The sequence below is a fragment of the Nocardioides speluncae genome (assembly GCF_003121585.1).
Lineage (GTDB): Bacteria > Actinomycetota > Actinomycetes > Propionibacteriales > Nocardioidaceae > Nocardioides > Nocardioides speluncae.
The window spans coordinates 506,482-520,722 of the sequence record NZ_QEOO01000016.1; the positions used below are offsets into that span (position 1 = coordinate 506,482).

14 protein-coding genes and 2 tRNA genes are annotated in these 14,241 nt (G+C 69.5%); 15 read left to right on the forward strand and 1 reads right to left on the reverse strand.

Annotated elements, in window-relative coordinates:
- Positions 1 to 13: 13 nt before the first annotated feature.
- The 9 genes from gnd (at position 14) to DDV73_RS09920 (ending at position 9,201) form a co-directional block, all read left to right on the forward strand.
- Positions 14 to 916, forward strand: coding sequence for a phosphogluconate dehydrogenase (NAD(+)-dependent, decarboxylating) (gene gnd, locus DDV73_RS09885; protein ID WP_109507059.1), 903 nt, complete (start codon positions 14 to 16; stop codon positions 914 to 916).
- Positions 917 to 922: 6 nt separating this feature from the next.
- On the forward strand, positions 923 to 2,083 hold the full coding sequence (recF, locus tag DDV73_RS09890; RefSeq protein ID WP_109507060.1) for a DNA replication/repair protein RecF: 1,161 nt from the start codon (positions 923 to 925) through the stop codon (positions 2,081 to 2,083).
- A complete protein-coding gene (locus tag DDV73_RS09895) occupies positions 2,073 to 2,609 on the forward strand; it encodes a DciA family protein (protein ID WP_109507061.1) in 537 nt (178 codons plus the stop codon). The genes recF and DDV73_RS09895 overlap by 11 nt, the downstream gene beginning before the upstream one ends.
- 304 nt (positions 2,610 to 2,913) lie before the next feature.
- A complete protein-coding gene (gene gyrB / locus DDV73_RS09900) occupies positions 2,914 to 5,007 on the forward strand; it encodes a DNA topoisomerase (ATP-hydrolyzing) subunit B (RefSeq protein WP_109507062.1) in 2,094 nt (697 codons plus the stop codon).
- A gap of 112 nt (positions 5,008 to 5,119) precedes the next feature.
- Positions 5,120 to 7,819, forward strand: a complete 2,700-nt coding sequence (gyrA, locus tag DDV73_RS09905) for a DNA gyrase subunit A (RefSeq protein ID WP_109507063.1) — start codon at positions 5,120 to 5,122, stop codon at positions 7,817 to 7,819.
- 302 nt (positions 7,820 to 8,121) lie between these two features.
- The gene (locus DDV73_RS09910) at positions 8,122 to 8,754 is read left to right on the forward strand and encodes a DUF3566 domain-containing protein (protein ID WP_109507064.1); all 633 of its coding nucleotides are present in this window, start codon (positions 8,122 to 8,124) and stop codon (positions 8,752 to 8,754) included.
- Between the two features lie 79 nt (positions 8,755 to 8,833).
- Positions 8,834 to 8,910, forward strand: a tRNA-Ile gene (locus DDV73_RS09915).
- Between the two features lie 44 nt (positions 8,911 to 8,954).
- Positions 8,955 to 9,080 (forward strand): DLW-39 family protein, encoded by a 126-nt coding sequence (locus DDV73_RS29125; RefSeq protein WP_240617208.1) that lies wholly within the window; start codon positions 8,955 to 8,957, stop codon positions 9,078 to 9,080.
- Between the two features lie 48 nt (positions 9,081 to 9,128).
- Positions 9,129 to 9,201 (forward strand) — tRNA-Ala (locus tag DDV73_RS09920).
- A 63-nt stretch (positions 9,202 to 9,264) separates the two neighbouring features.
- On the opposite strand, the gene DDV73_RS09925 is transcribed toward DDV73_RS09920, so the two are convergent.
- The gene (locus tag DDV73_RS09925; protein ID WP_109507065.1) at positions 9,265 to 9,591 is read right to left on the reverse strand and encodes a nuclear transport factor 2 family protein; all 327 of its coding nucleotides are present in this window, start codon (positions 9,589 to 9,591) and stop codon (positions 9,265 to 9,267) included.
- A gap of 17 nt (positions 9,592 to 9,608) precedes the next feature.
- On the opposite strand from DDV73_RS09925, the gene DDV73_RS09930 reads away from it, so the two are divergent.
- Genes DDV73_RS09930 through DDV73_RS09955 form a run of 6 tightly spaced genes read left to right on the forward strand, consistent with a single transcriptional unit; the run spans position 9,609 to position 14,231 of the window.
- The gene (locus tag DDV73_RS09930) at positions 9,609 to 10,619 is read left to right on the forward strand and encodes a hypothetical protein (protein ID WP_109507066.1); all 1,011 of its coding nucleotides are present in this window, start codon (positions 9,609 to 9,611) and stop codon (positions 10,617 to 10,619) included.
- 16 nt (positions 10,620 to 10,635) lie between these two features.
- The gene (locus tag DDV73_RS09935; RefSeq protein WP_109507067.1) at positions 10,636 to 11,295 is read left to right on the forward strand and encodes a DUF6766 family protein; all 660 of its coding nucleotides are present in this window, start codon (positions 10,636 to 10,638) and stop codon (positions 11,293 to 11,295) included.
- Positions 11,296 to 11,327: 32 nt separating this feature from the next.
- The gene (locus tag DDV73_RS09940; RefSeq protein ID WP_161962345.1) at positions 11,328 to 12,062 is read left to right on the forward strand and encodes an SURF1 family protein; all 735 of its coding nucleotides are present in this window, start codon (positions 11,328 to 11,330) and stop codon (positions 12,060 to 12,062) included.
- A gap of 9 nt (positions 12,063 to 12,071) precedes the next feature.
- Positions 12,072 to 12,404, forward strand: a complete 333-nt coding sequence (locus DDV73_RS09945; RefSeq protein ID WP_109507069.1) for a DUF3817 domain-containing protein — start codon at positions 12,072 to 12,074, stop codon at positions 12,402 to 12,404.
- A gap of 7 nt (positions 12,405 to 12,411) precedes the next feature.
- Entirely contained in the window at positions 12,412 to 13,236 is an 825-nt protein-coding gene (locus DDV73_RS09950; protein WP_109507070.1) for a patatin-like phospholipase family protein, read from the forward strand.
- Positions 13,233 to 14,231, forward strand: coding sequence for a 1-acyl-sn-glycerol-3-phosphate acyltransferase (locus tag DDV73_RS09955; RefSeq protein ID WP_206050790.1), 999 nt, complete (start codon positions 13,233 to 13,235; stop codon positions 14,229 to 14,231). The genes DDV73_RS09950 and DDV73_RS09955 overlap by 4 nt, the downstream gene beginning before the upstream one ends.
- The last annotated feature ends 10 nt before the right edge of the window (positions 14,232 to 14,241 follow it).

Here is a 14,241-nt window from a genome sequence, read left to right on the forward strand (position 1 = left end):
ACGAGGAGCGCACATGGAGATCGGACTCGTCGGGCTCGGCAAGATGGGCGGCAACATGCGCGAGCGGCTGCGCCGCGCCGGCCACACCGTCGTCGGTTTCGACCGCAACCCGGAGGTGAGCGACGTCGGCTCGCTCGCGGAGCTGGTCGAGAAGCTGCCCTCCCCGAAGGTCGTCTGGGTGATGGTGCCGGCCGGCGGACCGACCCACGACACGGTCACCGAGCTCGCCGATCTGCTCGGCGAGGGCGACGTGGTGGTCGACGGCGGCAACTCGCGCTGGACCGACGACATCGCCCACGAGCAGCTCCTCGCCAAGAAGAACGTCGGCTTCGTCGACTGCGGCGTCTCCGGCGGGGTGTGGGGTCTGGAGAACGGCTACGCGCTGATGTACGGCGGCGCGGCTGACAACATCGCGAAGGTGAAGCCGGCCTTCGACGCGCTGAAGCCGGAGGGTGAGTTCGGCTCGGTCCACGCCGGCAAGGTCGGCGCCGGCCACTTCTCCAAGATGGTTCACAACGGCATCGAGTACGCGATCATGCAGTCGTACGCCGAGGGCTGGGAGCTGCTGGAGAAGGTCGACCTGGTCGATAGCGTGACCGACGTCTTCCGCTCCTGGCGCGAGGGCACCGTGATCCGCTCCTGGCTGCTCGATCTGCTGGTCGACGCGCTCGATGACGACCCGGGCCTGGCCAGCATCAAGGGGTACGCCGAGGACTCCGGCGAGGGGCGCTGGACCGTCGAGGCCGCGATCGACAACGCGGTACCGGTGCCCGCGATCGCCGCCTCGCTGTTCGCCCGCTTCGTGTCCCGCCAGGACGACTCCCCCGCGATGAAGGCGATCGCGGCGATGCGCAACCAGTTCGGCGGGCACGCCGTACAGACCGAGAAGCCGGCCGAGAGCCCGGCCGAGAGCTAGCGCAGCTTGCACGTCGCCCACCTCCACCTGCACAACTTCCGGTCCTACGCCACGGTCGACGTCGCGCTCGAGCCGGGGGTGACGGCGTTCATCGGCCGGAACGGTCAGGGCAAGACCAACCTGGTCGAGGCGATCGACTACCTGTCGCGGCTGGCCTCGCACCGGGTCGCGACCGACGCTCCGCTGGTGCGCTCCGGTGCCGACCAGGCAGTGGTGCGGGCGGCGGTGGTCCGCGACGGCCGTACGGCGACGCTCGAGGTCGAGCTCAACCCGGGCCGGGCCAACCGGGCGCGGGTCAACAAGTCGCAGCTCCCCCGGGCCCGCGAGCTGATCGGGCTGGTCCGCACCGTGGTCTTCTCACCGGAGGACATCGTGCTGGTCAAGGGCGACCCGTCCGACCGCCGCAAGTTCCTCGACGACCTGCTGATCCTGCGGACGCCGCGGCTGGCCGGGGTGCGTGCCGACTACGACCGGATCCTGCGGCAGCGCAACTCGCTGCTGAAGACCGCGGGCGCCGCTCGGCGCGGGTCGAGCAGCCAGGAGGGCGCGCTGTCCACGCTCGGTGTGTGGGACGCCCACCTGGCCCGGACCGGCGCCGAGCTACTCGCAGAAAGACTGCGACTGGCCGAGGAGCTGCGACCTCATCTCGGTGCGGCGTACGCCGCCGTGGCTCGCGGCGCGACCCGGGAGGACGCGGCGATCGAGTACAAGCCGTCGTTCGAGCTGCCCGCGGTCAAGGCGGCCGACCCTGACCGCGACGTCCTTAACGACGCGCTGCTCGCCGAGGTGGAACGCCGCCGCAACGACGAGCTCGACCGTGGCATCTCGCTGGTCGGCCCGCACCGTGACGAGCTGCTGCTCACCCTCGGTGTCGACGGGAACGTGCTGCCGGTGAAGGGCTACGCCTCGCACGGCGAGTCCTGGTCGTTCGCGCTCGCCCTGCGGATCGCGTCGTACAACCTGTTGCGCGACGACGGCGACGACCCGATCCTGATCCTGGACGACGTGTTCGCCGAGCTGGACGGCGAGCGCCGGCGGCAGCTGGCCGAGCTGGTGGCGGGGGCCGAGCAGGTCCTGGTCACCGCCGCGGTCGCCGCCGACGTGCCCGACGCGCTGGCCGGTGCGCGCTACGCCGTCGCCGGAGGAGAGGTACGCCGTGAGCGCTGAGGAACCGGAAGAGCCCGGGGAGTCCGGCGAGCCCCAGCACGCCGACGACGGTCTCGACCTGGCCCGCTCGATCGCCCGGGCGACGGCAAGCGCCGGTGGCCCGCCGCGGAAACGGCGCCGGCTCCGCAAGAGGAACCCTGGGAAGGTCAGCGGCGCGCACCCCGACGACCGTGACCCGCAGCTGCTGGACACCACGGTCGGCCGGCTGGTCGCGGACCAGGGCTGGGAGGTGGACCTGCGGGTGCACGGCGTGTTCGGGCGCTGGCCGGAGCTGGTCGGCGACCAGGTCGCCGAGCACTGCACGCCCGAGTCGTTCGACGACGGCCGGCTGGTGGTCCGCACCGACTCCACGGCCTGGGCGACCCAGATGAAGCTGCTCGCGCCGACCGTGGTGCGCCGCCTCAACGAGGAGCTCGGCCACGGCACGGTCACGGTGATCGAGGTGCTCGGCCCGCATCTGCCGACCTGGAAGAAGGGCTACTACCGCACTACCGGCGGCCGCGGCCCGCGCGACACGTATGGGTAGTCGCTGACGTCCGCAATGCCGTTCTGGCGGCCCGGCGACGGTATGGGGACCCATCGGGCACCCTGATCGGCCGCTCTGACTGCCTTCACAGGCCGCTCAGGGGCCTGTTTATCCACAGATCCCCCGATCTCACACGCGAGGGACGTGGCATGCGGCCTTCTGGCCGGTATCATGGTGTCTTGGGTCGCCGGCCTTCCCCACAGCCGATCTGTCTGGGCCGCGACCCGTTGCATGTCCGGGTCGAGTTCGAGTGCGCGCCGACAGTCGTGAGGCGCGCCTCGAAACCAGAAATGAAGAGGAACGCGTGGCTGAGGAACTCACCGCCAGCAGCACCAACAACTTCACCGCACCGCCGGAGGGCGCGTCGTACGACGCCTCCGCGATCCAGGTGTTGGAAGGCTTGGAGGCGGTTCGCAAACGACCGGGCATGTATATCGGCTCCACCGGTGAGCGTGGCTTGCACCACCTGATCTGGGAGGTCGTCGACAACTCCGTCGACGAGCGGCTCGCTGGCTACTGCGACCGGATCGTGCTCACCCTGCGCGCCGACGGTGGGGTCCAGGTCAAGGACAACGGCCGCGGGATCCCGACCGACATCCACCCGACCGAGGGCATTCCGGCGGTGACCGTGGCGCTGACGGTGCTGCACGCCGGCGGCAAGTTCGGCGGCGGCGGCTACAAGGTGTCCGGCGGTCTGCATGGCGTCGGTGTCTCGGTGGTCAACGCGCTGTCGCAGAAGCTGACGGTCGAGGTGAAGAATCGCGGCCACCTCTGGCGGCAGAGCTTCACCCTCGGCGTACCCGACGGAGACCTGGAGCAGGTCCGGCCGCTCGAGCCCGACGAGGAGACGGGTACAACGACGACGTTCTGGCCCAGCGACGACATCTTCGAGACCACGGTCTACTCCCTGGAGACGATCACCAACCGGATCCGCGAGTACGCCTTCCTCAACAAGGGCCTGGAGATCGTCGTCCGCGACGACCGGCCGGCGGCGAAGGAGGTCGCGGAGGCCGTCGCCGACGACACGGTCAGCAACGAGATCGACCAGGCCAGCGTGGACGCGATCCACCAGAAGTCGGGCGGCGGGCTGGAGCGCAAGTTCAAGTACGACCGGGGTCTGGTCGACTACGTCGAGTACCTCAACCGCAGCAAGCAGGCGGCAAACCCGTCGGTGATCTCGTTCGAGGCCGAGTCACCCGAGACCGTCGACAACCACATGAGCCTCGAGATGGCAATGCAGTGGAACACCACCTTCACCGAGTCGGTGCACACCTTCGCCAACACCATCAACACCCACGAGGGCGGCACCCACGAAGAGGGGTTCCGCGCCGCGCTCACCACGCTGATCAACAACGCCGGCTTCGACTGGGGCCTGATGAAGAAGCAGGAGGACCGGGTGTCGGGCGACGACATCCGTGAGGGCCTGACCGCGATCATCTCGATCAAGCTCGGCGAGCCGCAGTTCGAGGGCCAGACCAAGACCAAGCTCGGCAACACCGAGGCGAAGGGCTTCGTACAGCGGATCGTCAACGACCAGCTGGGCGCCTGGCTGGAGCAGAACCCGGCCGAGGGCAAGGAGATCGTGCGCAAGGCCCAGGCCGCGGCGTCGGCCCGGATCGCTGCCCGCAAGGCCCGCGACCTGGCGCGCTCGCGCAAGGGCCTGCTCGGCGGCGGCGGTCTGCCCGGCAAGCTCTCGGACTGCCAGTCGACGAACCCGGAGGAGTGCGAGGTCTTCATCGTCGAGGGCGACTCGGCCGGCGGCTCGGCGCGGCAGGGCCGCGACCCGCGGGTGCAGGCGATCCTGCCGATCCGCGGCAAGATCCTCAACGTCGAGAAGGCGCGCATCGACAAGGTGCTGGCCAACACCGAGGTGCAGGCGATCATCTCCGCTCTCGGGACCGGCATCCACGAAGAGTTCGACATCGAGAAGCTGCGCTACCACAAGATCGTGCTGATGGCCGACGCCGATGTCGACGGCCACCACATCAACACGCTGCTGCTCACGCTGCTGTTCCGGTTCATGAAGCCGCTGATCGAGCACGGCTTCGTCTACATGGCCCAGCCGCCGCTCTACCGGCTCCGGTGGAACAAGCCCCACGAGCACGAGTTCGTCTACTCCGACGCCGAGCGCGACGCCGTCCAGCGCGACGGGCTCGAGCAGGGCAAGAAGCTGCCCAAGGAGAACCCGGTCCAGCGCTACAAGGGTCTCGGCGAGATGAACGCCGACGAGCTGTGGGAGACCACCATGGACCCGACCTCGCGGCTGATGCTGCAGGTCACCCTCGACGACGCCGCGCAGGCCGACGAGATCTTCTCGATCCTGATGGGCGAGGACGTCGAACAGCGCCGGTCGTTCATCCAGCGCAACGCCAAGGACGTGCGATTCCTCGATATCTGACGGGCGCCCGTTGGTTGAGGAGGTTGCGCAGCAACCGTCTCGAAACCAAGGGCCGATGCCGAGATATCGAGGAATCTAGCGAAGACCTTAGAGAAGCCAAGAGAGACCAATCGTGACTGAAACTCCCACGGACACCGGCAACAACGGCGGCGGCGGCGACGACGGCGGCCGGATCGAGCCGATCGAGCTGCAGGTGTCGATGCAGCGCTCCTACATCGACTACGCGATGGCGGTCATCGTCGGCCGCGCGCTGCCCGACGTACGCGACGGACTCAAGCCGGTGCACCGGCGGGTCCTCTATGCGATGTACGACGGCGGCTACCGGCCGGACCGCGGCTTCTCGAAGTGCTCGCGCGTGGTCGGCGACGTGATGGGTCAGTACCACCCGCACGGCGACTCCGCGATCTACGACACCCTGGTCCGGCTCGCGCAGCCGTGGGTGATGCGGGCGCCGCTGATCCTCGGCCAGGGCAACTTCGGCTCGCCGGGCAACGACCCGGCTGCTGCGATGCGGTACACCGAGTGCAAGATGGCGCCGCTGGCCATGGAGATGGTCCGCGACATCGACGAGGAGACCGTCGACTTCCAGCCGAACTACGACGGCCGCTCGTCGGAGCCGACCATCCTGCCGGCCCGGTTCCCGAACCTGCTGGTCAACGGCTCGGCCGGGATCGCGGTCGGCATGGCCACCAACATCCCGCCCCACAACCTGCGCGAGGTCGCCGACGGCGCGCGCTGGGCGCTGGAGAACCCGGACGCCACCCGCGAGGAGCTGCAGGAAGCGCTGATCGAGCGGATCAAGGGCCCCGACTTCCCGAACGGCGCGCTGATTGTCGGCCGCCAGGGCATCGAGCAGGCCTACCGCACCGGCCGCGGCTCGGTCACCCAGCGCGCGGTGATCGAGATCGACGAGGACAGCAAGGGCCGCACCTGCCTGGTGATCTCCGAGCTGCCGTACATGGTCAACCCGGACAACCTGGCGCTGAAGATCGCCGAGCTCGCCGACTCCGGCAAGGTGCAGGGGATCTCCGACGTTCGCGACGACTCGTCCTCGCGCACCGGCCAGCGACTGGTGATCGTGCTGAAGCGCGACGCCGTGGCCCGCGTCGTACTCAACAACCTGCTGAAGCACACCGAGCTGCAGACCAACTTCTCCGCCAACATGCTGGCGCTGGTCGACGGCGTACCGCGCACGCTGTCGGTCGACCAGTTCATCAGCAACTGGGTCACCCACCAGATCGAGGTCATCCAGCGGCGTACGCGCTACCGCCTCTCCGAGGCCGAGAAGCGCGCCCACATCCTGCGCGGCCTGGTCAAGGCGCTCGACGCGCTCGACGAGGTCATCGCCCTGATCCGCCGCAGCCCGAGCGCGGACGACGCGCGCACCGGGCTCATGGAGCTGCTCGACGTCGACGACCTGCAGGCGCAGGCGATCCTCGACATGCAGTTGCGGAAGCTCGCCGCCCTCGAGCGGCAGAAGATCATCGACGACCTGGCGAAGATCGAGCTCGAGATCGCCGACCTCAAGGACATCCTCGCCAACGAGGCCCGCCAGCGGCAGATCATCATCGACGAGCTGTCCGAGATCGTCGAGAAGTACGGCACCGACCGGCGTACCCAGATCATCGCGGCCGACGGTGACCTCTCGATGGAGGACCTGATCCCCGACGAGGACCTGGTCGTCTCGATCACCCGTGGCGGCTACGCCAAGCGGACCCGGGCGGACCAGTACCGGACGCAGAAGCGCGGCGGGAAGGGCGTGCGCGGCGCAACCCTGCGCGGCGACGACGTGGTCGAGCATTTCATCGCCACGTCCAACCACCACTGGCTGCTGTTCTTCACCACCGCCGGCCGGGTCTACCGGACCAAGGCCTACAACCTGCCCGAGGCGTTGCGCGACGCGAAGGGCGGCCACGTTGCCGGGCTGCTGTCCTTCCAGCCGGACGAGTCGATCGCGCAGGTGCTGGCGATCCGCGACTACGAGCAGGCGCCGTACCTCGTGCTCGCCACGAAGAACGGTCTGGTCAAGAAGACCCGCCTCGGCGACTACAACAGCCCGCGGCAGGCCGGCGTGATTGCGATCAACTTCCGCGAGGACGACGACGAGCTGATCGGTGCCGAGCTGGTCAACAGCGAGGACGACATCCTGCTGGTCTCGCGCAAGGGTCAGGCGATCCGGTTCCGCGCCGACGACACCCAGCTGCGGCCGATGGGCCGCGCGACCTCTGGCGTGGCCGGGATGAAGTTCCGCGAGGGCGACTCGATGCTGTCGATGTCGGTGATCCGCGCCGCCCAGGTGGCTGCCGAAGAGGCCGCCGAGGCCGCCAAGGACGCCGGCGTCGAAGCGTCTGTGCTGTCAGGGGTCCACGAGCAGTACGTGTTCACGATGACCGACGGCGGCTTCGCCAAGCGCAGCCGGATCTCGGACTACCGGCTGCAGTCGCGCGGCGGGATCGGGATCAAGGCGATGTCGCTGGCCAACGAGGACCGGGGTCGCCTGGTCGGCGGCTTCATCGTCGAGGAGGGCGACGAGGTCATGTCGATCACCCAGTCCGGGCAGGTGGTGCGGAGCCCGATCAACGACAACTTCCGGCCGACCGGACGCTCCACGATGGGCGTGAAGTTCGTGACCCCGAAGAACGGCGACGCGGTGGCGGTGGTGGCCCGGTCGGTCGAGGCCCGGGTGGTTGAGGAAGCAGTGGAGGAGGCTGCCCCCGAGGGCGCCGCCGAGACTGAAGAATCGGAAGTTCTAGGCGAGGATGCAACAATCGCTGGAGATGTTGTCGAGGAGACTGGGGAGAGTGACACCTGATGACGGAGTCATCGAAGGGGTCATCGAGGGGGCGACCGTTCAGTCCACCGAGCGGCAGCCCGATGGTTCATCCGGGCCCGCCGCCGTCGAGCGAGACCGTGAGCGGTAGTCCGGAGCTGAACGCCAACGGCGCAGGTCAGCCCGGTACTTCCGGTCCGCCGTCCAGTGCCCCGAGCGCACCGAGTGCCCCCAGCCACCGCGCACCTGGTGCGCCCGCCGGCCCGTCCGGTCCCCCGGGACCGACTGGTCCGGGTGGCCCGGGTAGCCCCGCCGCCCCGACCGGTCCCCGACCCCCGGCCCCGATGGGCCGCCAGCCCGGCAGCCCGCCGATCCTGCCGCCTCCGCCCAGCGAGGTTGAGGAGGACACCGTCGCGCGGACGCCGCTGGCCGAGCGCGTGAAGTCCGCGCTGAGCACGACGTCGACGATCGAGACCGACCGCTCCGCGGCCCGATCCACGCCGCCGGCTCCAGCCGGTCCCACGGGACCGCCGCCGCCGCGCCCGTCCAGCCGGCCGCAGGCCTCGGAGTCGGGCACGTTCTCGCGGTCGGGCGGCGGACGCCGACCCCGCCGCGCGCGGCTGCGACTGACCCGGATCGACCCGTGGACGGTCATGAAGACCTCGTTCCTGCTGTCCATCGCGCTCGGCATCGTCACCGTGGTCGCGGTCTTCATCGTGTGGACCGTGCTCGGCGCGGCCGGCGTGTGGGACTCGATCAACCAGACTGTCCAGTCGACGATCGGCGGTGAGGAGTCCGCGGACTTCGACATCAGCGACTACGTCGGGCTGCCGCGGGTGATGGGCTTCACGATGCTGGTGGCGGTGATCGACGTCGTACTCCTGACCGCGATCGCCACTCTGATGGCGTTCCTCTACAACATGTCGGCGGCGCTGCTCGGCGGCATCGAGATGACGCTGGCGGAGGACGAGAACTGATTTGGGCGGCACTCCCCGAGTGGGGTAGTGTCTCCCCTCGGCCGGACCTCGTCCGCCCTCCTCGGCAGTCACGCCACACGGGCCTATAGCTCAGACGGTTAGAGCGCTTCCCTGATAAGGAAGAGGTCACAGGTTCAAGTCCTGTTAGGCCCACCACTAGTCTGTGACTGCAAGACCCACTCAACGAGGAGATAACTCCAATGAAGAAGCTCCTGCTGGTTCTGCTCGCCGCCGTCGGCGCCGCTGTTGCGACGAAGAAGGTGAACGAGTCAAAGAAGGAGAAGGCCCTGTGGGCCGAGGCCACCGACACTGTCGACAAGGCCTGATCCGAACAGACACAACATGACTGCCGCGTCGGTCCCGGCGCTGCACCCGGGGCCTTGGCGCAATTGGTAGCGCACCTGCTTTGCAAGCAGGGGGTTAGGGGTTCGAGTCCCCTAGGCTCCACCGCTTGCTGATGTCCCGAGACACGTCCAGGTGTCTCGGGACATTGCCATTTCCACGCCGGTTCTAGCCGGTGATCCTCATCAGGGCGACGCGCTGCCCGTCGAGGGTGAATGCGAAGTCCGACGGGCCGTTGAAGCCGTTGCCACCCACCGTGGTGCTGATCGTGGTGGTGTCGCCGTCGGTGCGGGAGCCGGTGACGGCGAGTGTGACCTGCTTGCCGATGAACTCCCGGTCGCTCCAGCCTCGGATGGCCTCCGGTCCGGCGAATACCCGGCCCCAGTCGTCGACCGCGCCGTCGTCGCCGAAGACCGCGAGAAAGGCGTCGGTGTCGCCGGCGTTGGCGGCCTCGACGGCTCGCTGGACGGGTGCCGGAAGCGGGATGTCGGTCATGACGGCAGACTAATCCCATGCGTCACCTGGGGACCCTGCTCACGGTGGTGGCTGGCGCCGCGCTCGTCGGCTGCGGGGGTACGACGAACGCTGAGCGCCCATCGGGGCCGACCGAGCCGGCGCCGACCACGATCCCGCCGGTGGTGCGAGCGGGTGGGCCGGCGCGGGTGCTGGCGCTGGTACCGGAGTCCGCGACCACGCTGACCATCACGGACTTCGACGCGGTCCGCGCGCGCCTCGGCGTACCGGACCTGACGAGCGAGGACCTGATGGCCGACCGGACGGCGTTCTGGGAGCGCGCCGGCAAGGAGAGCGTGCTGCTCACCGACGGGCTGCTGCGCGAGGACAGCTCGGCGTTCATGCTCGACCACGGCTTCACCCAGGACGACGTGGACTGGGAGGCGCGGTGGACCGGCCCGGACGGCCCGGGCTACGCACTGGCCTTCCGGCCCGATCTCGACCTCAGCGGCGTACAGGCCGCGGTCAAGGCCGGCACCGGGCCGCTCGACGAGACGGCCCGGGTGCTCGCCGCCGACCACCTGCTGGTGTCCGGCGAGGCAACGGACGGAGGGCCGGTGTGGGCGACCGATCCGGCGATCACCGACCTGGTCGTGACCGGCGAGGAGTCGGCGTACCTGCGTCGCGGCTGTCTCCCGCTTCAGGAGGCGCTCGGCGTCGACGCGACGTACGAGGACCATGAGGCGGTGCTGGCCGAGTACGACGTGACCGAGCTCGAGCCGCTCGAGGCGGTCGCGCTGACGTTCAAGGACCAGGTGGTGACCGCGCGCCTCGGCGAGGGCCGGACCGATCTGCGGGAGCGCGCCGACCTAGGCCCGGACTGGCCGGTGACCGGCAGCATCGGCTTCGAGGACGGCTTCACCGGGATGCCGGTGATCGACCCGAACACCGGCCGGATCGGATACCGCGTCGCCAACCCGGTCGCCGCCGCGAACCTCACCCTCACCCACCTGCTTCCGTTTGCGATCTGCGACGAGGTCGAGCCGTTCGAGGAGCCGACCGGCCTCTGAGCATTACCGTCGGGGCATGCGCGTGCTCCGCAACAACGGCCTGCTGCTGGTGACCCTCGGCCTGTTCGCGGTCTTCCTGGTGGGCCTGCTGCTCACCGGTCACGCCGAGCAGAACGCGGAGTTGGCCGAGCACGGCGAGCGGAGCGCGAACCTATGGGCGTACGCCGTGAGCGCCGACTTCGGTCAGGCGGTCTTCGAGAACTGGGAGAGCGAGTTCCTGCAGATGGGCATGTACGTCGTGCTGACGGCGTACCTGCTTCAGAAGGGCTCGGCCGAGTCGCGGCCACCGGACGGCGGGATCGACAGCGACGAGCCACCTGAGGCGCACCAGACCGACCAGGGCGTGCCCTGGCCGGTATGCCGCGGGGGCGTGGCACTGACGCTGTACAAGAACTCGCTCGCGATCCTCTTCACGCTGCTGTTCGGTGCCTCGATGTGGCTGCACGCGGTCAGCGGCGCGGCTAAGTATTCCGACGACCAGCTGCAGCACGGCGGCGAGGCGGTGTCAGCGTGGAGCTATCTCGGCACCTCGGAGTTCTGGTTCGAGTCGTTCCAGAACTGGCAGAGCGAGTTCCTCGCCGTCGCCGTACTGGTGGCGGCCACGATCTGGCTGCGCCAGCAGCGCTCGCCGCAGTCGAAGCCGGTCCACGCCCCGCACAGCCAGACCGGCGTCTGAACCGCGCGGCGGGCCTCCGTAGGCTGGCGGACGTGTCCGAGCTGCTGCGTCCTCGCTACTGGGCGGCGCATCTGCTGGCGCTGGTGCTGCTGGGCGCCGCGGTGTGGCTCGGGCTCTGGCAGTACGACGCGTGGTCCGCGCGCCGCGCGGCGGAGGCCCGGTCGCTGACCGAGGAGGATCCCAAGCCGCTTGCTGACGTGATCGGGCCGGACGACCCCTTCCCCGGCAACTACGTCGGCCAGCCGGTCGACGTCGTCGGAACCTGGGTGCCGGACGGCACGGTCTATGTCTCCGGGCGGGAGCACGACGGCCGCGACGGGTACTGGGTCGTGACCCCACTCGCGGTCGGAGACTCGGCGGACGACCCGGCGCTGCTTGTTGTCCGCGGCTGGACCGACGACGTGGAGACCGCGCCCCCGGCACCGACCGGCGAGGCGGAGCTGACCGGCTGGCTGCAGCCGGCCGAGGGCACCGGCGAGGTCGACGAGAACCCCGGTGACGACGTACTCCCCCAGCTGCGGATCGCCGACGCCATCCAGCACGTCGACCAGGACCTGTACGGCGCGTACGCGGTGGTGACCGACGTCGCCGCGACGCCGGCCGGCGAGGGCCTCGAGCAGGCGACCCTGGACCAGCTCCCCGAGGTCGGCCGGTTCACCGGGCTGCGCAACTTCTTCTACGCCATCGAGTGGTGGTTCTTCGGCGCGTTCGTGGCCTTCATCTGGTGGCGGTGGGTGCGCGAGGAGCGGCCGGACCCCGCCAGGTAGGTTGGCCGCGTGTCCAAGCTCGTCACCAGTTACCGCGCGCTCGCACTCGTGGTCGGCGTCCTGCTGGTCGCCGGCAGCATCTCCTCGATCCTGAAGTACCTGCTGACCGAGGGCAGCGACCTGCAGGAGCTCGGCGATCAGCTGACCTGGATCTGGCTCGTCCACGGATGGATCTACATGGTCTACGTCGTCGTGGCGTTCTTCCTCAGCCGCCGGGCCGGCTGGTCGCTGCAGTTCCTGGGCGTGTTGCTGCTCGCGGGGCTGGTCCCCGTGATGATCTTCTTCGTCGAGCACCGTGTTGTCGCTCGGTTGAAGGCTGAGCACCCGGAGCTCGTGGGATAGTCCGGCCATGACGACTGCGTTCGTGCTCGGCGGAGGCGGCGTACTCGGTGCTGTCGAGGTCGGGATGCTGCGCGCCCTGCTCGAGCGCGACATCCGCCCGGACCTGGTCCTCGGCACCTCGATCGGCGCCTTGAACGGCGCGATGGTGGCCCGCGACCCGACGCTCGGGGTCATCGAGCGGCTCACCGACCTGTGGCACGCCGCCGACGGCAGCCGCGACGTGTACGGCGAGTGGGCGCTGCGGACGGTCAGCCGCGCGGTCCGCTCGGGCACCCACATCTACTCTCCGGAGCCCCTCAAGAAGCGGCTGTACAACGAGCTCGGCGACGTGCAGTTTGAGGACCTGCCGGTGCCGCTCCAGGTCTGTGCCGCCAACATCGAGCGGGCCGCCGAGCACTGGTTCACCACCGGACCGGTGGTCGAGGCGGTGATCGCGAGCGCTGCCGTACCCGGTCTGCTGCCACCGGCCGAGATCGACGGCGAGCACTACCTCGACGGCGGCATCGTGAACTCGATTCCGGTCGGCCGCGCGGCCGCCCTCGGCGCGACCCGGATCTTCGTCCTCCAGGTCGGCCGGATCGACCGGCCGCTGACTGCGCCGAAGCGCCCATGGGAGGTGGCGCGGGTGTCGTTCGAGATCGCGCGGCGGCACCGGTTCGTGCGGGAGCTGTCGGAGCTGCCCGAGGGCGTGGTCGCGCATGTACTGCCCGCCGCCGGCACCTCCGCCAAGGACGACTCCCTGCTAGCCCACCGCGACTTCTCCGGGATCGCGCACCGGATCGAGTCGACGTACGCCGCGGCGGTCGCCTACCTCGACGAGCACCTCTCGTGATCTGGCTGCTGCGCCGGCTGGTGATCGCGCCGGCCGTGATCGGGCTGACGGTGCTGATGTGGGTGACGCTGCCGATCTGGCTGATCGTGGCGGCCTTCGTCTCGCCGCGGCTGCCGGGACGCTGGCGGGCGCTGCGGGTGCTGTGGATCGCGATCCTGTACCTCACCGCCGAGGCGATCCTGCTCGTGGAGCTGCTCGGTCTGTGGATCGCGTCGGGGTTCGGGCTGTGGATCCGCAAGCCGTTCTTCGAGCGGGTCCACTACGACCTGGTCGAGTTCACCACCCGCATCATCTTCCGCGAGGCGCGGCGGGTGGCCCGGCTGAAGATCGTGACCGAGGGCCCGGCGCCCGACGCACACCCCGGCAAGCCGATCCTGGTCTGCTGCCGGCATGCCGGCCCGGGCGACTCGTTCACGCTGATCTACGCGCTGATGCGGTGGTACCGGCGCGAGCCACGCGTCGTACTCAAGGACACGCTGGCGTGGGACCCCGCGATCGACGTGATCCTGCGCCGGCTCCCGGCCCGCTTCATCTCGCCGAACCCGGCCGCCGGCTCGGACCTCGAGTCCCAGATCGGCGACCTCGCCACCGGGCTCGACGAGAACGACGCCTTCGTGATCTTCCCGGAGGGCGGCAACTTCACGCCGGCACGGCGGGAGCGCGCGATCGAACGGCTGCGCAAGCTCGGCCTGGACAAGATGGCCGCGCGGGCCGAGGACATGCTGCACGTGCTGGCACCCCGCCCCGGCGGCTTCCTGGCCGCCCTCGACGCGGCCCCCGACGCCGACGTGGTCCTGGTCGCGCACACCGGCCTGGACCACATGCTCCGCGTCAGCGACGTGTGGCGCGAGCTGCCGCTGGACAAGGAGATCATCATGCGCTGGTGGCAGGTCCCCCGCGACGAGATCCCCGTCGCCCGCGACGACCGCATCGACTGGCTCTACTCCTGGTGGGAGCGCATCGACGACTGGATCGAGGAGAACCGGCCGGTGTGAGGTGACGGAA

What these genes read in the sequence shown, in the direction of transcription:
- DDV73_RS09910 (WP_109507064.1), top strand. Translation starts at nt 8,122, where the DNA reads ATGGGCCGCCAGCCCGGCAGCCCGCCGATCCTGCCGCCTCCGCCCAGC.
- DDV73_RS09950 (WP_109507070.1), top strand. Translation starts at nt 12,412, where the DNA reads ATGACGACTGCGTTCGTGCTCGGCGGAGGCGGCGTACTCGGTGCTGTC.
- DDV73_RS29125 (WP_240617208.1), top strand. Translation starts at nt 8,955, where the DNA reads ATGAAGAAGCTCCTGCTGGTTCTGCTCGCCGCCGTCGGCGCCGCTGTT.
- DDV73_RS09935 (WP_109507067.1), top strand. Translation starts at nt 10,636, where the DNA reads ATGCGCGTGCTCCGCAACAACGGCCTGCTGCTGGTGACCCTCGGCCTG.
- DDV73_RS09925 (WP_109507065.1), bottom strand. Translation starts at nt 9,591, where the DNA reads ATGACCGACATCCCGCTTCCGGCACCCGTCCAGCGAGCCGTCGAGGCC.
- DDV73_RS09930 (WP_109507066.1), top strand. Translation starts at nt 9,609, where the DNA reads ATGCGTCACCTGGGGACCCTGCTCACGGTGGTGGCTGGCGCCGCGCTC.
- gnd (WP_109507059.1), top strand. Translation starts at nt 14, where the DNA reads ATGGAGATCGGACTCGTCGGGCTCGGCAAGATGGGCGGCAACATGCGC.